The organism is Vibrio sp. PNB23_22_6, from assembly GCF_052877535.1.
This window is the reverse complement of sequence record NZ_JBNFXP010000011.1, coordinates 25,046-51,297: the sequence shown is the minus strand read 5'-3', so window position 1 is coordinate 51,297 and position 26,252 is coordinate 25,046. Positions and strand designations below refer to the sequence as shown.

17 protein-coding genes are annotated in these 26,252 nt (G+C 45.0%); 5 read left to right on the top strand and 12 right to left on the bottom strand.

Annotated features, from left to right (window positions below):
- Window position 1: 1 nt before the first annotated feature.
- The 10 genes from ACVA54_RS10770 to hemL all read right to left on the bottom strand — a co-directional run bounded on the left by ACVA54_RS10770 (window position 2) and on the right by hemL (window position 15,959).
- Entirely contained in the window at window positions 2-1,741 is a 1,740-nt protein-coding gene (locus tag ACVA54_RS10770; RefSeq protein WP_099079868.1) for a glycoside hydrolase family 9 protein, read from the bottom strand.
- Between the two features lie 69 nt (window positions 1,742-1,810).
- On the bottom strand, window positions 1,811-2,806 hold the full coding sequence (locus tag ACVA54_RS10765) for an ABC transporter ATP-binding protein (RefSeq protein ID WP_099079869.1): 996 nt from the start codon (window positions 2,804-2,806) through the stop codon (window positions 1,811-1,813).
- Between the two features lie 47 nt (window positions 2,807-2,853).
- Window positions 2,854-3,837: an ABC transporter ATP-binding protein gene (locus ACVA54_RS10760; RefSeq protein WP_099079870.1), complete on the bottom strand. Its 984-nt coding sequence runs from the start codon at window positions 3,835-3,837 to the stop codon at window positions 2,854-2,856.
- Between the two features lie 2 nt (window positions 3,838-3,839).
- A complete protein-coding gene (locus ACVA54_RS10755) occupies window positions 3,840-4,865 on the bottom strand; it encodes an ABC transporter permease (protein WP_099079871.1) in 1,026 nt (341 codons plus the stop codon).
- 2 nt (window positions 4,866-4,867) lie between these two features.
- Window positions 4,868-5,854 (bottom strand): ABC transporter permease, encoded by a 987-nt coding sequence (locus ACVA54_RS10750; RefSeq protein WP_099079872.1) that lies wholly within the window; start codon window positions 5,852-5,854, stop codon window positions 4,868-4,870.
- A 168-nt stretch (window positions 5,855-6,022) separates the two neighbouring features.
- On the bottom strand, window positions 6,023-7,705 hold the full coding sequence (locus tag ACVA54_RS10745) for an ABC transporter substrate-binding protein (RefSeq protein ID WP_446619700.1): 1,683 nt from the start codon (window positions 7,703-7,705) through the stop codon (window positions 6,023-6,025).
- An 810-nt stretch (window positions 7,706-8,515) separates the two neighbouring features.
- The gene (locus tag ACVA54_RS10740; protein WP_119463521.1) at window positions 8,516-11,902 is read right to left on the bottom strand and encodes an ATP-binding protein; all 3,387 of its coding nucleotides are present in this window, start codon (window positions 11,900-11,902) and stop codon (window positions 8,516-8,518) included.
- Window positions 11,903-12,129: 227 nt separating this feature from the next.
- The gene (gene rsmC, locus ACVA54_RS10735; protein WP_446619701.1) at window positions 12,130-13,155 is read right to left on the bottom strand and encodes a 16S rRNA (guanine(1207)-N(2))-methyltransferase RsmC; all 1,026 of its coding nucleotides are present in this window, start codon (window positions 13,153-13,155) and stop codon (window positions 12,130-12,132) included.
- Between the two features lie 71 nt (window positions 13,156-13,226).
- Entirely contained in the window at window positions 13,227-14,312 is a 1,086-nt protein-coding gene (locus ACVA54_RS10730) for an AI-2E family transporter (protein ID WP_119463520.1), read from the bottom strand.
- A gap of 351 nt (window positions 14,313-14,663) precedes the next feature.
- Window positions 14,664-15,959: a glutamate-1-semialdehyde 2,1-aminomutase gene (gene hemL, locus ACVA54_RS10725; RefSeq protein WP_099079877.1), complete on the bottom strand. Its 1,296-nt coding sequence runs from the start codon at window positions 15,957-15,959 to the stop codon at window positions 14,664-14,666.
- Window positions 15,960-16,196: 237 nt separating this feature from the next.
- Between hemL and erpA the strand changes: the two genes are divergently transcribed.
- The 3 genes from erpA to ACVA54_RS10710 all read left to right on the top strand — a co-directional run bounded on the left by erpA (window position 16,197) and on the right by ACVA54_RS10710 (window position 20,902).
- Entirely contained in the window at window positions 16,197-16,538 is a 342-nt protein-coding gene (gene erpA / locus ACVA54_RS10720) for an iron-sulfur cluster insertion protein ErpA (protein WP_099079905.1), read from the top strand.
- Between the two features lie 102 nt (window positions 16,539-16,640).
- Window positions 16,641-17,759, top strand: a complete 1,119-nt coding sequence (locus ACVA54_RS10715) for an efflux RND transporter periplasmic adaptor subunit (RefSeq protein ID WP_119463518.1) — start codon at window positions 16,641-16,643, stop codon at window positions 17,757-17,759.
- Between the two features lie 8 nt (window positions 17,760-17,767).
- Window positions 17,768-20,902: an efflux RND transporter permease subunit gene (locus ACVA54_RS10710; RefSeq protein ID WP_099079879.1), complete on the top strand. Its 3,135-nt coding sequence runs from the start codon at window positions 17,768-17,770 to the stop codon at window positions 20,900-20,902.
- Window positions 20,903-20,932: 30 nt separating this feature from the next.
- Here ACVA54_RS10710 and ACVA54_RS10705 read toward each other — a convergent pair whose 3' ends face one another.
- Window positions 20,933-22,219: a peptidoglycan DD-metalloendopeptidase family protein gene (locus tag ACVA54_RS10705; RefSeq protein WP_099079880.1), complete on the bottom strand. Its 1,287-nt coding sequence runs from the start codon at window positions 22,217-22,219 to the stop codon at window positions 20,933-20,935.
- Window positions 22,220-22,348: 129 nt separating this feature from the next.
- On the opposite strand from ACVA54_RS10705, the gene tyrS reads away from it, so the two are divergent.
- Window positions 22,349-23,536, top strand: coding sequence for a tyrosine--tRNA ligase (tyrS, locus tag ACVA54_RS10700; RefSeq protein ID WP_099079881.1), 1,188 nt, complete (start codon window positions 22,349-22,351; stop codon window positions 23,534-23,536).
- A 419-nt stretch (window positions 23,537-23,955) separates the two neighbouring features.
- Window positions 23,956-24,801, top strand: a complete 846-nt coding sequence (locus ACVA54_RS10695) for a magnesium transporter (protein WP_172438138.1) — start codon at window positions 23,956-23,958, stop codon at window positions 24,799-24,801.
- Here the strand turns inward: ACVA54_RS10695 and dacB are convergent.
- Window positions 24,780-26,204 (bottom strand): serine-type D-Ala-D-Ala carboxypeptidase, encoded by a 1,425-nt coding sequence (gene dacB / locus ACVA54_RS10690; RefSeq protein WP_119463515.1) that lies wholly within the window; start codon window positions 26,202-26,204, stop codon window positions 24,780-24,782. The two genes, ACVA54_RS10695 and dacB, sit on opposite strands and share 22 nt — an antisense overlap.
- Between the last annotated feature and the right edge of the window lie 48 nt (window positions 26,205-26,252).

Genomic DNA, 26,252 nt, shown 5'->3' with positions numbered 1-26,252 from the left:
TTTATTGCTCCTTGAAGGCTTGAGAGTTCGCTAAAGTCGAGATGTGCTGAGCCTGACTCATCACCGCAAGTAGGTACCAAGCACCATGTGGGATCCATTGTTCACCCCAGCGCCAGTTCTGAAGCATGTCGTCTTTCTGTGCTGGTGGATTAAATGCAATGTCTTCTTCATCTTCGAAACCACCGGTAATGCCGTTACACACGCCACCTTTTGCATTGAAGAAGCCGTATTGAGGAAGATAGTCCGGATTGTTACGACCATGACCATCCAACATACACATGTCGTATGGGTTCAGGCCCACAATCCAGTTAATAGAATCTTGTGCGAGTTTAGAGAGCTGCTGTTTTAGCGCTTTTGACTCAATGAAGGGGAGTGCCCCATAAGCCATGGTTGCCAGTGAACCTAGACGAGCATTCTCACCTTGCCACCAGTAACCTGATTCGTTGTTGTGTGCCACAAAGAACGCATCACGTTTCGCTTCGTTAACGCCTTTTACATACTGGCGAGGGTAGCCAAATGGGTTCTTCACTTTGTTGGTGATAGAGACTTCAAATTCACACGCTTGAGTGATGATTTGTTTTGCTACCGTTGTGCGCTCAGAGTCGTCTTCGATGGTTAAGTATTCACACAGTGCGATGACAGGAAGCCCTGCTTCTGCGGCATGGAAGTAAGGTCGACTGCCATCTTGATTAGCACTCCAAAAGTGTTGAATGTTCTCATCACTTGTTTGGCGAGCGGAAAGACGTTTTGCCCATACGCGGCTTTCTTCTAGGTAACGTGCCTCTTTGGTGGTCTTGAATAGCTCTACAGCGGCAAGAAGCGCGCAGTATTCATCGATGATGTTCTCTTCACCATCGTTTAAGTATTGGGTGTTGTGTTCTTTTAGGTGCCAGTAACCGTTTTCTGCCGCATTACGGTATTTTTGTTGGTCGAACTCACCATGAACATCTAGGCGTGCTGCTGAAGCTAATGCTGCAATGCTGATGCCTGCACCTTGTCGATAGCCTGCTTGATAGTCATCGAACTTATGACCAAGTTGAGTTTCGTACGCGCAGATCTCGCGTTGCGCTGTATCTTTACTCCACTTGTCGAACACTGTCATGTAGAAGAAACCTTTTTCATTCTGCATACGAACAAGGAAGTCTGCGCCAAATAACGCTTCTTCAACAAGACGAGTGGCAGTGAACTTAGCCAGTTTATCGTTGCCTTCGAGCAGAGATAACCCTTTCAACATGTTCCAAACTACCATCGGTGTCTGTTGTGGATTTAGATAATTCGCGTAAGACAAATGACTCAGGTACTTACTGACGTCGCCTGACGCGTCATACCAACCACCGTGGACATCAGCGGTTTCGCTAGAGTTAAGTAGCGGTGCTTGGCGATCTTGTTGATCGAAAATGCCACCACAGCGTTGAGATTTAAAATAATGGATCACATCAGACAGCGTACGATCGAGAAGAACATGTTCTCCAATCTCAAAGTGAGATGAGCGCAAATGATCGAAGCGAAGGTAGTAGTTACCGGGAGTGTTAAATGAAGAAAAGTCGACAAGGTAAAAATGACCTTGATGCCAGTTTGCCACTTTGCCTTGTTTTTCTACTGTCAGTGTCGCAACAGTTTGGTGGCTGTCGGCACAAACCAATAAAGCAGTATAAGAAGACAGACGTGGTTGACTCGTCTGGATGATCGCTTTCTTAGGACCCTGACGCTCGTAACCAATATGGTTAGTCAGTAGCAGCATTCAATTTCTCCGGGAAACAATAAAATACAAAGGGAAAGGGGGGCAGATTGATACCTGCCCTGGCGATGATTAATTTTCAAATAGGTAACAACGAACAAAGTGGTTGTCAGATAGCTGAGTCACTCCAGGGAGTTGCTCACGACACTTATCCGTTGCGTGCACACAGCGGCCAGCAAATGGACAACCAACGGATTCTGGTGTCCAAAGAGGGATGTCGCCTTTGTTACCCTTCAACTTCTCGTGAATTGACTTCGATGGGTCTGGAACCGCAGAAACCAATAGTTGGGTGTATGGGTGTTGCGGATCATGGATGATTTCCTCTGTATCGCCCCATTCAACCATGTGACCAACGTACATTACGGCTAGATCTTCTGCGATGTAACGAGCCGTTGCGATATCATGGGTGATATAAAGCAGAGACATTTGTTTCTCAAACTTCATCTCTTCCATCAGGTTAAGAACACCGGCACGAATCGATACGTCAAGCATTGATGTTGGTTCATCTGCAAGTACCACTTCAGCCCCTACTGCGATATTACGCGCTAAGTTCACACGTTGACGCTGACCACCAGAAAGCTGATGCGGAAACTTTTGCGCCGTCTCTTTTGGTGGAATCAGACCAACTTGTTCCAGTAGGTCATACACACGCTCTTCCAGTTCCTTCTTGTTGCCCGGTGAAACCTTCTTGTGGATCAGCAGTGGGCGAGCAATATGGTGGAAAATATTGTGTGTTGGGTTTAGCGAGCCAAACGGGTCTTGCCATACCATTTGTACACCTTCACGGTAGGCCATTAGGTCGTTTCTTGATGTGATGTCTTGAATATCACGTCCTTTGTACTCAATGATACCGTCGGTTGGTGCGTACATCTTCGCTATCATTTTTGCTGTGGTCGATTTACCAGAACCTGATTCGCCAACCACTGACAAGCCGCGACTTTTGTACATCTTAAATGATACGTCGTTAATTGCGCGCATCTTAGACTGCTTGATTGAGTTACTGTTTAAAGGGAAGTCTTTAACGACATTTTTGCCTTCAATCAGCAGTTCGCCGAGTTGTTTGCTCATAATTCTCTCCAGATTAAATTTGTTCTTAGCTAATGTTGTTATTTTGTTTAAACCTTAGCTTGAGCAATTGTTTCGCCGTACAAATGGCAGTTCGACAAACGACCAGGTTCAATTTCGCGTAGCTGAGTTGGTAGCTTTGTACAAGCTTCGTGGACACGGTCACAGCGAGCTTGGAAGCGACAACCTTGTGGAACTTCAAGCAAGTTCAATGGATTGCCTGGAATGCCAGTCAGCTTAGTTTTTGGACCTGTTAATGGAGGGAAAGAGCTACCCAGGCCTTTGGTGTAAGGATGGTAAGGGCTTTCCAAAATTTGCTTAGAAGGTGCAACTTCAATCAATTCACCGGAATACATGATGCCGATACGGTCAGAGAACTCGACCATTAACGATAAGTCATGAGTGATGAACAGAATAGAAAAACCAAACTCTTCTTTCAGTGCATAAATCTTTTGTAAGATTTCGCGCTGCACCACTACATCAAGTGCAGTGGTTGGCTCATCCATGATGATCATTTTTGGATTAAGAGCTAGAGCAATCGCGATAACAAGGCGTTGACGCATACCACCAGAGAATTGGTGTGGGTAATCGTTAAGACGGCTAGGGTGGATATCAACGATTTCCAATAGGCCTTCAGCACGTTTCTTTGCTTGCTCTCTTGTCATATTGGTATGACGCATGATGACGTCGCAGAACTGTTCTTCCATGTTCAGAACAGGGTTCAGCGCATTCATTGCACTTTGGAATACCATTGACATTTCGCTCCAGCGGAACGCTTGCATGCGATCATCGCTGTATTTAAGGATATCTTCACCATTGAAGATAACCTCACCACCCGTAATAAACGCTGGCGGCTTATGAAGTCGCATTAGAGAGAAGGCGACGGTTGATTTACCACAGCCCGACTCACCTGCAAGACCAAAGACTTCTCCTGGTGCAATATCGAAGCTGACATTGTTACAAGCGCGGACATCGCCCGCGTCAGTAATGTAGTCTACGCATAGGTTACGGATAGAAATTAGTGGTGCAGTCATGATTATTTATCTCCGCTCCATAGTGCATTTTGTGGTGCCAATTCTGGCTCACGTTCTTTCTTGTCTTGCTTTGCCATTTTCTTCCAACGCTTCATGCCTTTATGAGAGCGAAGCTGTGGGTTAGCAATTTCATCAACTGCAAAGTTAAGTAAAGCAAGCCCTGTCACTAACAAGGTTAGGGCTAAACATGGAGCTAACACTTCCCACCATGCGCCTATAAGCATTGCGGAAGAGGTTTGAACGTTGTAGAGCATAATGCCCCAACTGATCGTATTTGCATCACCTAGACCTAAGAACGAGATAACCGCTTCAGTGTTGATGGCAAGCATGACTGAACCGATGAAGCTAGCGCCTACAATTGGAACTAAGTTAGGTAGAATCTCAACGAAGATGATGCGGAATGAAGATTCACCTAACACTTCTGCGGCTTTAACAAATTCTTTTTCACGTAGGGCCATGGTTTGTGAGCGGACAACACGCGCACCCCATGCCCAAGAAGTTCCGGCAATGATTAATGCAATCGTTAATGGTCCCGCCTCACCAATAAAGGCTGCGAGTACAAACAACAGTGGATATTGTGGGATAACCAGCATGATGTTCATTGCGGCACTAAGAACGTCATCGACACGTCCGCCGAAGTAACCTGCAGAAATACCGATGACGGTTGCTAGGAAACAAACAATGATACCGGCACCAAAACCAACACCTAAAGATACACGAGCGCCGTAAGCCAGTTGAGACCAAATGTCACGACCCATACGAGAAGTGCCTAGTACGTGATCGGCTTTCTTAGACATAACCAGTGTGCGACGGTCATCGGCTAGGTTTGTAGCAACCCAGCCGTCAGGGTTGTTTTGTGCTTGTTTTACCACGAAACTTGGGTATTCGTGGGGGTTACCAGTGCGCTTATCGGGTGCATGTTTGGTGATCATTGGTGCGGCAACCGCAACAAAAATAAACAGACTGATGATAGCTAAGCCAATACGGGCGAATGCATTACTTAGAATTAGTTTAAATAGTTCTTTCATGATTATTTGCCTCCCTTACGTAGGCGAGGGTCGAGAATCATATACAGCATGTCAGCCATTAGGTTGAAGCACAGCATGAACATGGTCATGATAATTAACTGACCTTGAAGTACCTGGTAGTCACGTGCATGAATTGCATTTAGAAGAACAGTGCCTAGACCAGGGTAGTTAAAGATCATCTCGATGATGAGTTGACCGCCAATGGCCATGCCGAGAGACATTGAAAGCGCGGTAACACTAGGAAGTAATGCGTTACGAGCAGCGTAGTTAAATACCACGCGGTTCTCACTCAGACCCTTACCTTTTGCCATTGTAATGTAGTCTTCAGCCAGCAGGTTGATCATGTTGTTACGCATGTTTACCAAGAAGCCGCCAACTTGAACGATGGTTGCACAGAACAGAGGTAACACAGCATGGTAACCAACGTTCTTCAGGAATTCCCAGCTTGTCCAATCAGGTACTAAACCGGGTGTGTAAGCGTAACCAGATGGGAACCATTTAAGACCGATAGCAAAGATAAATAGCGCTAGCATCGCGATAACCATTTGCGGAATCGCTTGGATAATGAGCGTGCCAGGCGTAACGAATGCATCGTATTTGCTGCCTCGTTTCCATGCTGCAAAGATACCTAGAATGGAAGCAATCGAGAATGAAAGTACAACTGCAGTACCGGCAAGGAATAGTGACCAACCGAATGCGTTACCTAATAGCGTGTTCACTGAAAGTGGGTAAAATTGGATAGAAGTGCCAAGCTCCCAGCTTAGAATGTTTTTAATGTATGCAAAATATTGTGCGATCCAACCGCCTTCGACAAAGCCTAACAGCTCTTTCATTGCTGCGATTCGTTCCGGCGTTACCTGTACTGATGCATTAGCAAACATCATGGTAACTGGGTCACCAGGCATTGCTCGCGGAATAATAAAGTTTAACGTCGCTGCAACTAAGAGCGCGACAAGATAGAACGACAAACGTCTTAAAAAATAACCCATAACTCACACCTTACTCACCCAGATTTTTTTCCTGTTGCTGGTTTCAGGTCGCTCCTAGCGAAATTTAGAGCGAAAAAACCCCTGACGACGAGCGCCATAATTTACTTTCGTAACAAGGGGGTTTATAGGCGGCACACGGAATGTGTGCCGCGAGACATGAACTTCTACTTACTTAACTGGTTTTAGGTCCAGTACGTGTAATAGACGCTCTGGGATACCAGCCCAAATGTTTGGACGGCCCTTAGGATTTTCTTCGTTCCACCAACCAGTAAAGCGAGTTGTGTTGTATTGGTACATGTAAGCACCAGATAGCACAGGGATCGTTACTTGGTCAGCCGCGATGATTTGCTGGATACCGTGAGCGATTTCTAGCTGCTCTTGCTTATCAGCAGTCTTGTAGAAGCTGTTAAGTAGACCATCTAGCTTATCGTTCTTGTAGTAGTGCATCGCGAAACGTGGCATGCCTTCACCTGACTGTAGTGCTGAGTTGTAAGCACTGTTCCAGTATGTGTATGGGTCTGCACCGTGGAAGTAGTTGGTGTACGCAACATCGTAAGTACCTTCAAGCATCGCTTGGTTGTACACAGAGAAGTCTGGAGTACGAGCACGTGCTTTGATGCCAACTTCACCCAACTGTTCAACCGCTAGCTGTACCGTGTTGTTGAAGTCAGTCCAACCGTTTGGCGATTGAATAAGAAGCTCGAAAGACTTACCAGATGGTGTATCAACGAAACCGTCTTTGTTTACATCTTTGAAGCCAGCTTTCGCTAACAGTTTCTTAGCGCCTTCAACGTTGTAGCTGTTGTAGTCTTTGTACTTGTTGTGTGTTTTTTCGTCAGACCAAGCTTCGAACGCGTAGCCAAGGCCAGATGCGAAGTCGTTCACAGTACCGCCGCCGTAGAATGCGATATCAATGATGGTTTGACGATCAAGCGCCATAGAGAATGCGCGGCGGAAGTCTACGTTAGTTAGCGCTTCGTTCTTAGCGGTATCTGGGTTTTTGAAGTTCACAACGAACGCTTGAGTACCTGCTGGCGGGTACCAGTAGTGATGTTTAGGGCTCGCTGCTGCGTAAGTACGGTCGATGTCTGGAACGAATGAAGAAGTCCAGTCCATTTCACCGTTTACAACTTTACCTAGGAATTGGTCGTTGTTTGCAATTTGAGGTACACGTAGACAGTCAACGTCAAGGTTAGCAGCATCCCAGTAGTTCGGGTTTTCACACTGAATGTATAGTTGAGGAGTGAACGTATCGATCACCGTGAAAGGACCAGTACCTACTGGGTTTTCGTTGGTGAACGTTGCTGGATCTTTCACTTTGCTCCATACGTGCTGTGGTACGACTGGTACACGAGCAATTTCGTAAGGAACGTTTGAATTCGCTTCTTTTAGGCGGAACTTCACTTGGTAATCGTTAAGTTTTTCTACGCCAGAAACCCAAGTGTTGATACCAGATTGGTCTAGTTCTGGTTTCTCTTTAACTAGGTTGAAAGAGTAAATAACGTCATCAGCATCAAATTTCTCGCCGTCAGACCATTTCACGCCCTTACGAATATCGAAAGTTACGCTCATTAGGTCATCAGACATTTTGAAGTTTTCTGCTAAACGGAATACAGGCGTGTTACCGTGCATTTCGTTGAAAACAACGAGTGGCTCGTAAATAAAGTCCGTCGTTGTGTGCAGGTTAGTTGCACCTAAGTATGGGTTAAAGTTACGAACAAAAGTTGTAAACTCTTTAGGGTGGATAGTTAGTTCACTGCGTTCAGCTGCAGTTGCTACTGATGCAAAACCTGTCGTAGCGGTTGCAATAATTGCTGTTGCTAGTGCTGTTTTTTTAATATTGGCAAGCATAGCTGTTCCTTACTATTTGCTTTTTGTTTCACTAATGGAATTGAATGTTATCAATTGGTAAACACTCTTCAAGGCCTACCTCTTCACTACACCTTGCATATGAGTAGCTGCTAGAGTGGCCTGTAGGCCTTAGTCAGGACAAGAAAACACCGTATCTACAAAATAAGCAAACCCGTTTCCCGTTAAAAACGTTAAAAGAACCCCTAACTACGTCATAAACGTCATTTTGTTTATTTTTAATCCGCATTTGTTTCATGTTTTAACATTGATGTGCATCGCAACTTACATTTAAAGAAAATGTGTTGTGTTAGTGCTTGCTAACACAGTGGGTCTTTATTTTTGTGTGGTTTTTATTCGTTTTAATCCTTTGTCGATCTAGCTCACACGTTAAAATTCCGTTAATTATTCAGCTAAAATTTAATCTGCCGTTCTGTTGTGATTGAGTTCGCAATCTTTATCAATTGTTCATCAAAATCTACGTTGCCAGTAAAAAAAGGTACATTTTGCCAGCAAATTTTAGGCGCTTATTGTGCTTGTTTTACGTTGGAAATGAAGTGTTTTTTTGCGGTTTTTATTGAGCATATAGGCATTCCAGTTGACCCAGGTTTTTGCCATTAGCTTTGCTATAAGAGCGATACTAAAAACCATTGTCGAGTGCTTACCTATCAATCTAGTTCTGCTGTTGGGGATAGAGGAATAGTCGTCGTGAGGATGTTGATTCTGCATTGGGTCATTTTTAGACCATGGCTTTTCAGTGTAATAAAAAGCCCCGCTAAATAGGCGGGGCGATGTGAGCTTTCATTTTTTACTTTAGCTAGTGAGAAGCCGCTGTAACTTATCGCGCTGTGCTTCAATATGGGAGCGATCTGGACTCTGCTCTTTACAGTGCTCGAGAATAAACTCAATTGAGCTGAGAACGGTTCTCCAGCGAGGTGTTTTAGGCAGTGTCTCAATACGCATGTATTTATCTAAGGTTCGAGTTTGAAGCGTACTGCGGTCAAGATAGACGCGCCATAAGCCACTTTGCTCGGCAAAGGCAAACTTGCTCTCTCCAGTGACGGACTCCCAGTACTCTAGCGCATGGGTCATCACATCGACTAACACTTCACGCATTAAATCTTGTTTATCCTTTTTATTGCCCAGAGCCTTATCTGCAAGGCGAGTAAACTCTCCACCAAGCTCTTTTAGTTTCTGCAGTTGATCCTTATCACCATCAAATGCGTAGCTTGAGAGTACTTCTACCGCCGTTTCTAGGTTATGAATGCGCGCCGCATTTGCACCACCACCAACGTTAAAAATGTACATTACATCCAAACCAGAACCTTCAGGTAGCTTGAGAATGTCCGCTTCAATGTTTTGACGGATGTCCTCGATATAGATATCAATTTTTCCGCAGTAGTGCGGTTGGTCCACGGTGAGAAATTTCGGGGCAATAAGTTCGTCGGCCGAAGAACGCTTGAGCTGCTCTAAGCTACGCTTAAATAGTTTACACGCCGCCTCGTTAGCAAACCGAATACGTTGATCTTCTCGTAAACAAATAATGGCTTCTGGCGCAGACTCAAGTTGTTCTAGTAACCGACCTTGCGTTTCTAAAAGACTCGCTTCTACTTGTGCTCGTTGGCGGAGCTCTGATTCAAGCAGTTTATTTTCTACATGACGCATCTCCGCTTTACTTGCGGTTAAATGCGCTTGAATGCGCGCGGCGAGCTCTTGTTTATTAAAAGGCTTCGACAGGTAGTCATTTGCTCCGGATTCAAACCCTCGAACGCGATCTTCCGTTTGGTTTAATGCGGTAAGCATAATGATGGGTAGCTCTGCGTGATCGTATGTATTACGAAGTTCACTACACACTTGGTAACCACTCATTCCTGGCATCATGATATCGAGAAGAAGAAGTTCTGGTTTTTCTTTCTTAATTAACGCAAGGGTATCTGGACCGTCAGAGATGGTACGTACTCGGTAGCCCTCTAAACGTAGGAAGCTTTCTAATACACGTAAGTTTACCGGTTCATCATCGGCCACGTACAACAGCGGGCCATTAGGGTTCTCTGGTAGAGATAGGTCGTCGTTGCTTTCCATATTGAGATCTGGAATTTGGAAGTGACCTCTAGCGGCTAGGGTTTGGCTTGCTTGAATCTCTTCTTCGCTTGCTAATGGTAAGGTGAAACTAAACGTTGTCCCCACCATTGGCTGGCTGCTGACGTAGAGTGATCCTCCCATTAGCTCGATCAATTGTCGGCTGATAGAGAGTCCAAGCCCAGCGCCTTGACGGTAGCGGCTTGAATCTTGTCCAGCTTGAATCAGTGGCTCAAAGATGTGCTCTAGTTGCTCAGCAGGAATGCCTTGACCGGTATCTACTACCTGCACGCGTACTTGTTCGTCCACCACTGTAGCAGAAATAACGATCTTACCTTCTGAGGTGTACTTGATCGCATTGCCAATCAAGTTGTACAGAACTTGCTCTAAGCGCTGTGGGTCGGCGGAGACGGCTTTCAAATCAACGGGTACTTGATTAATGATACGAATGGTCTTATTGCCCAACAAGTGTCCGGAGAGTTCAAGTACAAGCCGCGTAGCACTGGCGAGACTCACCGCCGATTTATGAATATCCATGCTGCCGTAGCGCATCTTGTGATAGTCCAATAAATCGTCAACTAAGTTCGCCAATCGCTGACCACTCTTGATGATGATGTCCAGTTGGTATTTCTGACTTGCAGGGATGGCCCCGTTTGCACCAGAGACTAGTGTTTCCGCGATTCCAACCATGCCATGCAGTGGTGTGCGTAACTCATGGGAAGTGGTCGCCAAGAATTCATCTTTAAGCTTATCAGCAAGCTGCAGTTCTTCGTTTTGCTTTTGAATCAGCTTGATATTGCTTTCCAGCTCTTCATTTTGCTGCTTAATCGTTTGGATTTTCTCACGAATGGAGCGTTGCATACGTGCGAAGCTAATTGCTAAGCGGCCTATCTCATCTTTTCGTGTTGTGTTGAATGTGGTTTCGTCTAGGTCACCAGCAGAAACTTTTTCGGCCGCCCAGGTTAATTTTAGTAGTGGCGACGTGATGAAGTTCGATAGGTAATGCGAAGCAATCACAACGAGAATAATCGCAATGAGCATCGCAATAACAAATATCTTTTCGAGTTGATGGACGCGAGAAAAGGCTTCTTTTTCAGGCAATTGGACGACAAGTGCCCAAGTTATGCCATGCGTCTCAATCGGAGCAAAAGCCGCGATGAACTCTTCACCAAGTCCGTTACTGTATGTACCAACTCTGGTTTCACCGGCAAGCGCCTTATCGACCACTTCTAAGCTATTTTCGATGTCACCTTGTTTCGTGTTCATCGTGCGAGGTTGGTGGTTACTGCCAACCAATAGTGTATCTATGGATGTATCTTGGTTAATCTCGGCAACTAACTTGGTGATACCATTGTTTGGCAAGCGGAACATGGCGTAGCTGTGCAAGTAGCCTTGTTGAACAATTGGTGCCCCTAGCCACGCAACCTGTTTTCCCCCTTCTGACTCGAAATCAGAAATAATAACCGGGGTATAGTCTTCGTTTATCTTACGACGAGCGGAGACATCTTCGGATAAATGTTTGAATGTTCTGCCTAATGCTGTTTCTTTGTAGCGACCTGTTAATAGGTTGGTGCCGTAGTTTTCGTCTTTATTGATCGAGTAGGTGACGTTACCGTCGATATCGACCAACAAGATATCGTTAAAGTCTGAGCGTTTTAACAGTTCGAGGTATGCCCAGTGGTAGCGTTTATGCAGCAAGCGGTAACGCTCACTGCCTACGTAGTCAGAAGACTCCGGCAAAATCGATGTCTTGATTTGATCGCCACTGCCTCTGATGTAGCGTTGCTGTGCATTTTCTCTTGCTGTCTCAAGATCTTGGCCTAGCCGGCTGAACGCATTAACTAAACCATAAAACCGCCCCCCACTTGCGTACGCTAATTCTGAACGTACAAAGCCCATCACTTCAGTTTCCTGAGCAGCAAAATAATCGATGATCTGTTGTTGCTTGGTGTCGCGAACTGACAGTAGGTGTGACGTACTTTGCTCTTCAAGATCTTTACTGTGAGATTGCAGGAAGAAAATCGCAATGATCGTAAGAGGGGTGATGCTGAGAACCAAAAATGCGGCCATCAGTGTGCTTTGCAGGCGCTTAAATTTCTGCTTTTTGTAGAATTTAAACATGAATAAGATTACAACTCATAAAAGGGCAGCGACCAATGATTGGGGCTTGCCGAGGTTCTCGTTAAAAACGGATAAGGCGTTAGACGCAATAGAATTAACAAAATTAACGAGTTTTTTTTCTTTGACAAGAAAGTTGAGTGTAAAGCGTGGTGAAAGACGCAGTTTTTCGCTGAATTTGATGTATTTTAGGCAAAGCTTGCGCAGGATTTCGCCTGCGCAGCAAGAGATTACGATTTTTTAGCGTAGTAGATAGAGAACTTGGTGGTCTTATTTAGTGTCTCGCAATTATTGAATGCTTGTTCAATAATTGGTGGGTATTTTAAGAAGTTGTTCGCAACAATGAGCATTTCACCATCATGAGTCATATAACGAGGAGCTTGACCTAATAGCGTTTCCGCCGCGCTGTAATTTGTGTCGAGACCGCTATGGAATGGTGGATTACTGATGATAAAACGATAGTCATTTGAAGCATCTGAATAAATGTCTGACGCAAATACACGCCCCGTTAATCCGTTAGCTTCTAGTGTGGCTTGGCTTGATGTGATCGCATAGGCGTTGATGTCACACATTTCAATCGCAATGTTTGGATTTGCTTTCGCCATAAATGCCCCTAGTACGCCCGCGCCGCAACCAAAGTCGAGAACTTTGCCAGACAACTTAGGCAGGGTTTCAAGCAGCAAATGACTGCCTAAATCAAATTCACCATGACTGAATACGCCAGGAAGGCTCTTAACTGTCAGTGATTGCTCACCGAGTGTGACGGTATAAGACTTAAACCAATCGGCTTGATTGAAAGGTTTTGGTTCGTTAAGGCAAGTGCCCCAGTAGAACGAACAGCGGCGTGCTGAATCATATTTGTTTACAGGGCCATACTCTTTGAACATCTTCTCGATGCTTTTTACACCAGAGCGGTTTTCACCAACTACGACGATCTCAGTGTTTACTCCCAACTTGGCCATCAGCATTGCCAATAGATATTCTGCTTCTGCTTTTGCTTTAGGCCAATACAGCAAAATCATATTTGCCTGAGTTTGTACGTCAAACTCTGAACCAAAATGGCTTTTGATTTTGTCAGAATTGCGAATTTGACGGTAATAGCTGTAGTTAGAAGTAAACACTTCTACAGACTCACAGTGATCCACTAATTCTAGTGGAAACAAGTCTTCAACTTCACCCGCGACGAGCACGTGTTTTCCGTTGAAATACTCTAACTGGCGCTGTGCTATTTGGCTTGGAGCGATATAAGCAGACATAAATTTGATTCATCAGAAATAATTTGGACCAGATTTTCGCATAATCTGGTCCAAGCTTGAAGTAGTTAACGTTACGTGTTGTCTTGCTGGTTGAGGAAGTCTTTAAACTCCTCTTCATAGATATTAAACAACACCATGGTGACGGCAAAGATTAATGGACCGTATATCAGACCAATCAAGCCAAATAGATGTATACCACCTAACAGTGAAAAGAAAATCATTAACGTATTCATACCTGCGCTGCCTTGCATTAGCAGTGGACGCAGTAGGTTGTCAATTGACCCGACAACCACCACACTCCACGCTGTCAAGAATACGGCCCAAGTCGTATCACCAGTAAGGAATAGATAGGCCGCTGCTGGAATCCAAATTAATGCAGTGCCGACAACCGGAATGAAGGATGCAAAGCCCATCATAGTGCCCCAGAATAAGCCAGGGAAACCCGCTAGCCACATACCAACACCACCTGCAATACCTTGTGCGATAGCGGTTAAGAAGGAGCCCATTACGGCGGACTTAGAGACTTGTTCGATCTCGGTCAAAATTCTATCTTCTTGACTACGAGACAGTGGCAGAATGTGACGAATCGCTGAAATGATTTTGTCGTGATCACGCAATAAGAAGAACAGTACGAACAACATCAAGAAGAAATCCATCAAGAAGTTGGTCGCATCACCTAAGATTTTGGCACTGATGGTCACAAGGTTGGAGCCTAAAGATGTGGCAAATTGGCCTATTTTTTCTGCGATTGATTGAGGCTCAATTTTGTCGAAAGGTAAGTACTCGTTGACGACGGCTAACCCTTTGACTACCCATGGGTGCTGGAAAATTTCTTGAATGCCACCATTGGAAACCCATTTGTAGGTGTTTTGTGAGAAGACTGAGCCTTGCTGAATGATGGCCGCAAACACAAACAATAATGGAATGACGATGATAAAGGTAAGAACCACACAAGAGAGTAATGAGGTCATGTTTCTATATTTTGGTAGTTTACTCTCGAACCATTCATGCAGCGGGAACATGAGCAGTGAAATGATAAACGCCATTACGATTGAGTTGATATATGGCTCAACCAGTAGGTAGCAAGCAAAAGCTGCGGCAAGTAAAGCGACAACGAGAACGCGATGACTCGAGGTGATTTTTACGTTATTTGGCATGAGATTAATCCAATTTTCGGATGAGTTATACTATTTCCAGTCTTAGACAACTCCATCATATGTATATTTCTGTATATCCTTAATTCTTTCAATGTTATGACATGCCAGAATTGGAGTACACATTGGGCCTAGTTATAATGGCCATTAATCAGGTGGTTATCAATCAAGAGATGGAAAAATGGGGTGCTGTAACAACGATTAGAAATGCCAAAGCGAGAAGAAATCGAGGCGTGTGCCTTGGTTTGCTATTGTTGTCGGAGTGTTAGCCATCTTAGTCGTTCTAAATTGGCGGTAAGTCGATAGGGAACAAAAAAGGACCGAGACGGCCCTTTTTAAGTCGAGAAGAATCGATTATTTTGCTTCGCTAGCAAGGATCGCGAAACAGCGGTCAGCCGCTTCAAGTGTTGCGTCGATTTCTTTAGAGCCATGAGCAAGAGAAGTAAAGCTTGCTTCAAATGCTGATGGTGCAAGGTATACACCGTGCTCTAGCATTAGGTGAAAGAAACGCTTGAAACGTTCAACATCACACTTAGTCACGTCTTCATAACAAGTTACGCTTTCTTGTTCGGTAAAGAAGAAACCAAACATACCGCCTACCTGGTTTACGACAAGAGGAACGCCGTGCTTGTCTGCAAGTGTTTTGAAGCCATTTGCAAGTTGCTTTGTTTTCGCCGCTAGGCGTTTTTCATTGCCTTCTTCTTTTAGCAAGTTCAAACATGCAAAACCTGCTGCCATTGCCACTGGGTTACCAGACAATGTCCCGGCTTGGTAAACAGGGCCTGTTGGGGCAATGTATTGCATTACGTCTTTACGGCCGCCGAAAGCGCCCACAGGCATACCGCCACCGATAACTTTACCTAGCGTCGTTAGATCTGGTTTGATGTTGTAGTACGCTTGAGCACCGCCCAGTGCCACGCGGAAACCGGTCATGACTTCATCAAAAATCAGTAGTGCGCCTTCTTGATCACAGATTTCACGTAGACCTTCATGGAAGCCTTCTACAGGTGGAATACAGTTCATGTTGCCTGCTACTGGCTCAACGATGATACATGCTATCTCACCTTTGTTTGCCGCGAACAGCTCACGTACGGAGTTTAAGTCGTTGAATGTTGCGGTTAGGGTGTGTTTAGCAAAGTCTGCTGGTACACCTGGAGAGCTTGGTTGACCAAGCGTCAGTGCACCAGAACCTGCTTTAACTAGCAAGCTGTCTGCATGACCATGGTAGCAGCCTTCAAATTTCATGATTTTGTCACGGCCTGTGAAGCCGCGAGCAAGGCGAATTGCACTCATGGTTGCTTCAGTACCGGAGCTAACCATACGAAGTTGCTCCATTGATGGTACGAGTTCAGAAACCAGTTCTGCCATTGCGATTTCCATCTCGGTTGGTGCACCGAAGCTGAGACCGCGCTGCGCAGCATTGATCACAGATTCACGGATAACCGCGTGGTTGTGACCAAGAATCATTGGACCCCAAGAGCCGACGTAATCAATGTACGCTTTACCATCGGCATCAAAAATCAGGGCACCGTCCGCTCGTTCGATAAATAGTGGAGAACCGCCAACACCGTTGAATGCACGAACTGGTGAATTCACACCGCCAGGAATGGTTTGCTGAGCTTTTTGATACAGCTCTGATGATTTGGTCATGGGATTATCCTCTTTTGATTGCTCGGACCAAGAGGTGCGAATTGTACCTAGCTAATCTCAAGTTAGAAACATTTTGCGCAATTTATGTGGGCATAGGCAGTGTAAACTTGCTCTGATACAAAGAATCGTCGGTGAATACTTGAACGAGTTGGTCAGGTATTGGATAATCACTCTAATTAATACGAATTTGACGTCTCGCTTAAGGCTTGACGCATGACACGAGTGAGAGAGGTCTTCGTGAGCGAAGTAAACGTACCATTATCTTTTTCTGATGCAGCAGCATCTCGCGTTAAGGCGCTGATTGCAGAAGAAGAAAACCCAGCATTGAAATTGCGCGTATACATTACTGGTGGTGGCTGTAGTGGGTTTCAATACGGCTTTACTTTTGATGAAAACGTAAATGAAGGTGACACAACAATTGAGAACAGTGGTGTAACACTGGTTGTCGACCCTATGAGCCTGCAATACCTAATCGGTGGCGTGGTTGATTACACTGAAGGTTTGGAAGGAGCACGCTTCTTCGTCAACAACCCGAATGCAACAACAACTTGTGGTTGTGGGGCATCATTCAGCGTGTGATTAACACGACATCAGGCAGCCAGTTGGCTGCCTGTTTTTTTTGCGTAGCAGGAAGACACGTAAACACTACTTTGCAGTGAAGAATAATTAAAAGGATTTTGAATGTCTGGAGTTTCCTTTAGACGACATATCGTCGGACGCCCGTGGCTGGTCTCTCTTACTCTTATCATTGTGCTTGCTGCGTGGCTCGCAATGGGGCAACTCAACGCGCAGGGTGATGAGGCCCACCCTTCTGATCATACTCTGGCTAAAAAAACGCCTGTAGCTAAGGTGATGTTCGATACCTTTATTGCACAACCAACCAGTAAAACAATTGAGTTATATGGCCGTACTGCACCAAATCGGCAAGCTCGTTTAGGTGCAGAGGTCGCGGGAAAAATCATACGACTTAACGTAGAAAAAGGACAAGCCGTTCAGCAAGGGCAAGTGATTGCTAATATAGATAAGCGTGATCTTGATATTCAACGTCAACGTGCCAAAGCAATGTTGAGTGTCAAAGAGAAAGAATTTAAAGCGGCGCAGTCGTTGAAAAATCGCGGCTTACAAGGTGAGGTCGCCTTTGCCACAGCCCAGGCGGCTTTAGTTGATGCACGGGCTAATCTTAGTAATGTTGAGACCGCGCTCAAAAATACGGAAGTTAAAGCGCCTTTTGATGGCATCTTGGATCACCGCTTTGTTGAACTAGGGGATTTTGTCGGTGTTGGTGACCCAATCGCAACGGTTATCGACTTAAAAAAATTGCTTATTGAAGCCGATGTCAGTGAGCGTCATATTCAATACCTCAAAGAAGGCCAGCAAGCGGACATTCGTACGATTGATAACCGCCATCATCAGGGCTTCATTCGCTATATTGGTCGTGTCTCTTCCACTTCCACCAATACATTTCCAATTGAAATAGAAATTGATAACACTGAAAACGCCATGCCTGCGGGGATCAGTGCAGAAGTCACCCTAGCGCTAAGTGAAGTGTCAGCGATTAAGGTGACTGCTGCCATGTTAGCGTTAGATGAGCAAGGAAATTTGGGGATAAAAACATTACGTGACCAGCATGTGCGTTTTATCCCGATCCAATTAGTCAAAGCGGAAAGCGATGGTGTTTGGCTATCGGGTTTAGGTGAACAAGTCGACATTATTGTTCTAGGCCAAGGCTTTGCCCGTGATGGTGATTTGGTCACAGCAACCAAAGTGGATGACGTGAGTGATTCCACAACTAGGCAGTAGGGGGCAACATGTTCGCTTTAATTGATGCAGCCTTATCTCGCGCACGTACCATGTTGACGTTGTTAATGATGATCCTTATTGCTGGTGTCATTACCTATATTACGATCCCTAAAGAGTCGAGCCCGGATATCACGATTCCCATTATTTATGTGTCGGTGGGTCATCAAGGCATTTCACCGACGGATGCCGAACGATTACTTGTCCGTCCAATTGAGCAGGAACTGCGTTCGATTGAAGGGGTAAAAGAGATGACTTCGGTAGCATCAGAAGGGCATGCCTCGGTCACGTTAGAGTTCAGTGTTGGGGTGAATTTAGCCGAAGCGATGGCTGATGTTCGTGATGCGGTGGATTTGGCTAAGCCAAGATTACCAGCCGACAGCGATGAGCCAACGGTGAATGAAGTGACGTTTGCTTCCGAAGAGCCAGTGCTTACTGTGGTTCTATATGGGAGTGTCCCTGAACGAACGACCGTACAAATCGCGCGAGCACTACGTGACAAACTAGAAAGCTACCGCCAAGTACTTGAAGTCGATATTGCGGGGGATCGAGAAGACATTGTTGAGATCGTAGTCGATCCTTTATTGATGGAAAGTTACGGATTAGATCAAGCGGATATTTACAACTTAATTGCATTGAATAACCGCGTGGTTGCTGCGGGGTTTGTCGATACTGGTTATGGGCGATTTTCGGTCAAGGTTCCTTCGGTATTTGACTCTCTTAAAGATGTGTTAGAGCTGCCGATCAAGGTTAATGGCAAAGAAGTGATCACTTTTGGTGATGTGGCAAGCGTACGTCGAGCATTTCGTGACCCTGAAAGTTTTGCTCGTTTAGATGGTGAACCGGCAATTGTATTGGATGTAAAAAAGCGCGCGGGAGAGAACATCATTGATACGGTTGATTTGGTTAAGTTGGTCATCGCTGAGGCGCAAAAGCGGTCAGAGTGGCCTAATAATCTACAAGTCAAATACACTTGGGATCAGTCCGATGATGTGAAGTTGATGTTGAGTGATCTGCAAAATAACATTCTTTCGGCCATCATTCTCGTGGTTATTGTTATCATTGCTATTTTAGGGGTTCGAACCGCACTATTGGTTGGTATCTCGATACCGGGTTCTTTCTTAACCGGTCTTTTTGTTCTGTCTGTTTTTGGGTTGACGATCAATATTGTCGTGCTGTTCGCATTGATCATGGCGGTGGGCATGCTAGTGGATGGTGCCATTGTCGTGACGGAGTTTGCAGACAGGAGAATGCAAGAGGGCGTGCAAAGAAAGCAAGCGTATCGTGATGCGGCAAAGCGCATGGCTTGGCCGATTACTGCGTCGACAGCAACGACGCTGGCAGCATTTGCTCCGTTATTGTTTTGGCCCGATATTACCGGTGAGTTCATGAAATACTTACCGCTGACGTTGATAGCAACATTAAGTGCTTCGTTGATGATGGCACTTCTGTTTGTTCCTGTTATTGGGGGGCTCATAGGAAAACCACAAGTTGTCAATGAGCAGCGAAAACAAGAGATGCTGGACTTACATAATGGTGAATTTGACAAGGCAACAGGTATCACAAAACTTTATTATTTGACGCTTTCTATCGCCTTACGACACCCACTCAAAGTGTTGTTAAGCGCTATATTGCTTGCATCAGGGGTGAGCTATACCTACAGCAAGGCGGGGCTAGGGGTGGAATTTTTTCCTGAAGTCGATCCTGCATTCTTTACGGTTAAAGTACGATCCTATGGCGACCTTTCTATTAATGAGAAAGATGCGGTCATGCGTGAAATAGAACACGTGATGCTCGGACATGATGAGTTTGAAAGTGTTTATACTCGCACGGGATCTGAATCGAGCAGTGGTGATGAAATTGGACAAATTCAAATAACCCCTGTCGATTGGCAATACCGTCGTCAAGTGAAAGTTATTATCGAAGACTTAAAGCAGGTGACCAATCGCTTTTCTGGTGTGGAGCTAGAATACAAGTTTCCAGATGCTGGTCCGCCTGTGGAGCATGATCTTGTTATTGAAATGTCGGCTCAAAATGCAAGTCTTGGAATGTTAGATAGCGCCGCTAAATTGGTGCGGCATTGGGCTGATACGAACCCAGCACTTACTAATTTAAGTGACACCACCAATAAAGAGGGTATTGATTGGCAGATTGATATCCGTCGAGACGATGCTTCTCGATTTGGCGCCGATGCCACGCTTGTCGGTAACACAGTACAGTTTGTGACTAACGGGCTTAAGATCGGGGATTACTTGCCTGATGATGCCGATGAAGAGGTCGATATTTTAGTTCGCTACCCTCAAGATAAGCGCGATATTGGTCGCTTTGATCAGCTCCGAGTCAAAACGGCAGCGGGCCTTGTGCCTATCACTAATTTTGCACAGATTCTTCCTGATCATAAACAAGACTCAATCCGACGAGTGGACGGTCGCAGGGTCATCAATATTAAAGCGGATATGGTCGAGGGTTATAACTTAGCGTTAGAGCTACCTAGAATTAGTGAGGAAATACAAAAACTTGATTTACCTGATGGTATCGAGTTTAAGATTCGTGGTCAAAATGAAGAGCAGGAGAACTCTTCCGCATTTCTACAAACGGCGTTCTTGATTGCACTAGGTGTTATGGCGCTCATCTTGATTACGCAATTTAATAGTTATTACCAAGCCTTTTTGATTCTGAGTGCCGTGTTATTTTCTACGGTTGGTGTGTTTGCTGGATTACTTGTGTTACAAAAACCCTTTGGCATCATTATGTCGGGGATAGGGGTCATCGCATTAGCTGGTATTGTGGTTAATAACAATATCGTATTGATCGATACGTATAATCAAATGCGCAGGCGTGGTTTAGATAAGAAAGACGCGATTTTGCGTACTGGAGTACAACGTTTACGCCCTGTATTACTGACCACGGTAACTACGATTTTGGGATTGTTACCTATGGTACTAGAAATGAACATCGACTTAATTAATCAAAAAGTTGAGTTTGGTGCACCAAGTACGCAGTGGTGGTCTCAATTGGCGAGTGCCGTTGCTGGTGGCTTGGCGTTTGCCACGGTACTAACGTTGGTTTTGACACCTTGTTTATTGATGCTAGGCCGTGAGCACAATATTGATGAACCTCAAGTAGAAACAAAAGAGGCAGCTTAGGCTGCCTCTTAGTTTTTGTTTGTGGGACGGTTATTTCATTGCGAGCAATTTGCTGTAACGATCCAGTTTTATCATGCTGATTTTGGCGTTTGCCATGAACGTTTGTTTCGCTTTGCCTGTCAGCGATTTTGACTGCGGTAATTTAACTGTTCTAGCATTTTTATGTACACCATTTACCAGGAACTCGTAATGTAAGTGAGGCCCTGTTACGCGTCCTGTACCGCCTAATGTACCTATAGTTTGACCTTGTTTTACTCGCTGCCCCGTTTTCACTGTACGTTTGGTTAAATGCAGGTACTTAGTGATGTAGGTATTACTGTGTTTTATAAACACGTAGTTACCGTTGAACTTGTTGTACGCCGATTTTTGTACAATACCATCACCCGCTGCCCAAATGGGCGTACCGACTGGTGCCGCATAATCTGTACCACGGTGAGCGCGAACTTTACCTGTTACAGGGTGGCGTCTGGTTGGGTTGAAGTTAGACGTGACACGACGGAAGTCTAATGGTGCGCGCAAGAAGGCCTTCTTCATTGCTCGGCCATTCTCATCGTAGTACTTACCACTTTTCTCATCTAAGATTGCCGTGAATGTGTCACCTTGGTTTTTAAACACAGCAGCAATGATCTTTCCACGACCAATGACTTCACCTTCAACGACTTCTTCTTGATACAACACCCGAAAGGTGTCATTTTTGCGAATGTCTAAAGCGAAGTCGATATCCCAACCAAAAATGCCAGCCAGTTCCATGATTTGGTTCGCATTTAAACCTGAACTTATCCCGGCATTCCAAAAGTTAGACTCAATGGTTGCTTCTGCGTAGTTGTATTGGTAGTTGACTTCTTTCTTATCGACTTCTGAAACGTATTCACCGTCTTTAAGTTTTATACGAAAAGTTTCAAAAGCACTTAATGTACGTTTGAGCTGAACGAAGTCATTATTTTCATCAAAACCAAAATGCAGCGTGTCCCCGGGTTGAAGGCGCGTTAGCTGCTGTTCAATCTCTTTATCTTGAGTAATCAATTCATGCAGAAGGCGAGGAGAGATCCCCACCCGATCGAAGAGAACCGCCGCACTTTCCCCATTACTAACTCGGTAGGTTTCCCAGCGTAAAACCGCAGGTAGGTTAGAAGAACTTTGCTCGGGAGATTCTAAAGAAAGTGGAACCGAGTAATATTGGCCGACCTGGAGTCGGCTTTGTTGCGGCTCGAGCTCTCGTGGATCGGGCAAAAAGAAAAGTGCAAAGATGATAAGAGCACTAAAAAGGCCGATCAGAACTTTGTGTAAGAGTGGAAGTCGGGCAAAAATCGAATGCATGAGTTACTTGACTGATAAATTAAACGTAAAAATTGACAACTACCTAGTCTAACGTGTTTCAAAATGCATCGCTATTCAAGTAAGATGTGCAGCTATTATATTTTGCCAAATCTGTGGGAGTGAACAAGAATGGCGAGCATTGAAGCTGCACTAGCCGAGATTAAGCGCGGTGTTGAAGAGCTGATTCCAGAAGAAGAACTGATCGCAAAACTAAAAGAAGGCCGTCCGCTACGTATTAAGTTAGGTGCCGATCCAACAGCACCTGACATTCACCTAGGCCATACGGTTATTTTCAATAAGCTTCGCTTGTTCCAAGAACTAGGTCATGAAGTGACGTTCCTAATCGGTGACTTCACTGCAATGGTTGGTGACCCAACAGGTAAGAACACAACCCGTCCACCGCTAAGTCGCGAAGATGTTCTGCGTAATGCTGAAACGTACAAAGAGCAAGTGTTTAAAATCCTAGATCCAGCTAAGACTAAAATTCAGTTCAACTCTGAATGGCTATCTGAGCTTGGCGCTGAAGGCATGATTCGCCTGGCTGCAAACCAAACGGTTGCTCGTATGCTAGAACGTGATGACTTTAAAAAGCGTTACACTGGCGGTCAGCCAATTGCTATTCACGAGTTCATGTACCCACTACTGCAAGGTTGGGACTCTGTAGCAATGGAAACGGATGTTGAGCTTGGTGGTACTGACCAGAAGTTTAACCTGCTAATGGGTCGTGAACTGCAAAAATCCCATGGTCAAAAACCACAAGTAGTACTAATGATGCCTCTTCTTGTTGGCCTAGACGGTGAGAAGAAGATGTCTAAATCTTCTGGTAACTACATTGGTATCAGCGAAGCACCAAGCGAAATGTTTGGTAAGATCATGTCTATCTCTGACGATCTAATGTGGAGCTACTACGAGCTGCTGTCTTTCCGTCCTCTGGAAGAAATTGCACAGTTTAAAGCGGATGTAGAAGCAGGCAAGAACCCACGCGATATCAAAGTACTGCTAGCGAAAGAGATCATCGCTCGCTTCCACAGTGAGGCAGATGCAGATGCAGCAGAGCAAGAGTTCGTTAACCGCTTCGCGAAGAACCAGATCCCTGACGAAATGCCAGAGTTTGACTTCGAAGTAGGTACACCAGTAGCCAATCTACTAAAAGAAGCGGGTCTATGTGCATCCACTTCAGAAGCAATGCGCATGGTTAAGCAAGGCGCAGCGAAGATGGAAGGCGAGAAAGTGGCAGATGCGAAGTTTGCTCCTGAAGCAGGTACTTACGTATTCCAAGTAGGTAAACGTAAGTTCGCACGTATTACTATTAAGTAATCAATAACTGTTCAAAATGAAAGCGCCCATTGGGCGCTTTTTTTGTATGAAAATTTGCTTAAAACAGATCAGATTAACTGTATAAGTTGATTAACTTTGCTACTATACGCGCGTTGCTAGACGGGCAACATTATTGGAGATTTACATGAACAATACCGACCATCCTCCCAGTTATTGGGTGAGTAAGATTAAGGGAGCGAAATAACCCGCTTCGGTATTGGCGATCTCCGCCTTACCTAAGTGGTGAGGCATCTTTTCTAATTTTTCTTCTGGTTATTTCCTTCATAAATTCTGAATAGACAATGCGATTGCGTTGATGTTTTCTCACGCCTAAGTTTCTAAAGGTAGAGGCGAGTGTGTTGATGGCTTTTTACGTGCGTTGTCGATGGTCGTTACCAATGCCAATCGGGAGATTCGCCATGACGGTAATGAACAACACTTTTATTGAAACTACACCCAACTTTTCTCAAGTAGAAATTGGTGCCGCACGTAATGCATTTTTAAAGTACGAGCAAGAACAACAACTGCATTTGCTGACCATTATGCCGATTGATGAGGCGGTGGGTATTTTGCAGCACTGCTCTGTAGGTTACGTGAACGGCCTTATTGCTCAACTGGAGCAAGCGGGACATGACAAACGCGCTCGACATTACGCACACCAATTAGGTTTGCACATGTCGGAAGTGGATACACCGGAAGGTTACCTTTCTACCAGTGTGATAGGGCATGTGAGACAGCGCATTGGTTGGATCATTGCATTGGCACTGTTAGGTATTGTGTCGGGATTGATCATTGCGCAATACGAAGACACGCTCAGTCAGCTGGTTTTATTGGCCGTTTATATGCCAGTGATTGCGGCTGCGGGTGGTAATACGGGAACACAGGCAGCGACCTTGGTGATTCGTGCTCTCGCTACGGGAGAGTTAAAGAAGCGTCAGTGGTTAGAGGTGCTTTGGAAAGAAAGCCGCGTAGCCCTATTTATTGCGTTTGCTATCAGCATTGTGATGGTAGGGCGAATCATGCTGTTTAGTAGCGGCCAATCAACAGGCGGTTTTGCGCTTGAAGATATCGCGTTGGCTATTGCGGTTGCGCTGTTTATTCAGGTGACCATTTCTACGACGCTGGGTGGGTTACTTCCTATTATAGCGCGCGCTTGCAAGCTGGACCCAGCCGTATTGGTGAGTCCAGTTTTGGCGTCAATCGTAGATATCTCAGGAATGTGGATCTACTTTACGGTGGTGAATTACTTCTTAGGCATTGCCTGACTAAAACTCACAATATCTTGGTAAAACAGTTTTTCAAAACGCGTAATAGGGGCGACGACAGGTTTGTTATCGTCCCTTTTGTCTGGGAAATAGTCCGACACGAATTGGACAAATAAAGTGTTCGGCTTACCATTTTTATCTAGACCATACCCAGCCATATTATAGGTTCCGTACAGTGAGCCACTTTTCGCAATCAATTGACCTTTAATTGGGGCTTTACGCATGCTTTGACGGTATTGAAGAGTTCCAGACTCGCCAGATCTTGGCATGATAGCAATTAAGTTAAGTTGATGATCCTGCTTCCAAATATAACGAAGAATATCGGCCATACTTGTCGCTGAAAGTCGATTATTTCTTGATAGTCCAGAGCCATCCTCTAAGCGCGCATTACGGATATCCACGCCAGTTTTGGAAAAAATGATTTGCTTGATCGCTTCTGTACCATTAGTAAAGCTACCAGGCTGAACAAAGAAGGTTGCGCCGAGTGTTTTGGTTAACGTATCGGCGATTAAGTTATCGGAACGCTTGAGCATCTCTTCTAGTAGCTTAGGTAACGGTTCTGATTTGTGTTGAGCAAGGAATTTGCGTGATATCTTAGGTGCTGTCCCGATGTGAATTGACCCTTTTAAATCAATACCCACTTGCGTTAGGAGCGTCTTTAGGTTTTGAACGGTGTATTGTTCCGGGTTTTGTACGGCAAATTTGAGAGGAAGCGGTTTGTCCCCTCGGTCGACTAAGCAGCCTGTTAACTCGTATTGGTTGTCTGAATGTGCCATGAGTCCCAAATCACAATGACGGCTCTTTTGGACGCTTTTAGACACTGTCTTTACGCTGGTTTTAACCTTTATTGGTTGATGTTCAGGAACATAGACGCGAGTGGATCCATTTTTCTGAGTGTAAATGGATGCTTGAACGCAGTTTTCATTGAGTGTGATCGCAGAGGCGGGCGCACTGTAGCAAACGCCTAAAATATCCCACGGCCATCCAACCGCGCGGTCGTAGCCAGTAAAAGCACTGTTATCTAGCCATAGATCCCCATTTATACGTGTTAGACCATTTTGTTTTGCCTGCAATAACAGTGTTTTTAGATCTTGTGTGCTAAGGGTAGGATCTCCGGAGAATGTGATTACAGCATCGGAGTTTGATGCTTTGAGTGTGGTACGAAAGGTAAATTGGTCTCCAAGCTCTAGCTTAGCAGCTAACGCTGTGACAACTTTCAGTGTACTCGCTGGCGGAAAAAGTTCGCTATTAGTTTGAATGCCGTTGATTCTACTTTGACCATTAAGCTTTTCAGCAATCAAACTCACACGAGAGCCTGCCGGCAAGATCTCTTGATGAGGGTAGGCCTGTAGGGTAAGTGGCACGAAATAAAATAGGGCAGTGAGAAGCCAACGTAAATGCATAGTGAATACTGAATACTGATAAGGTTGGTTGTGCAATGAGTATATACT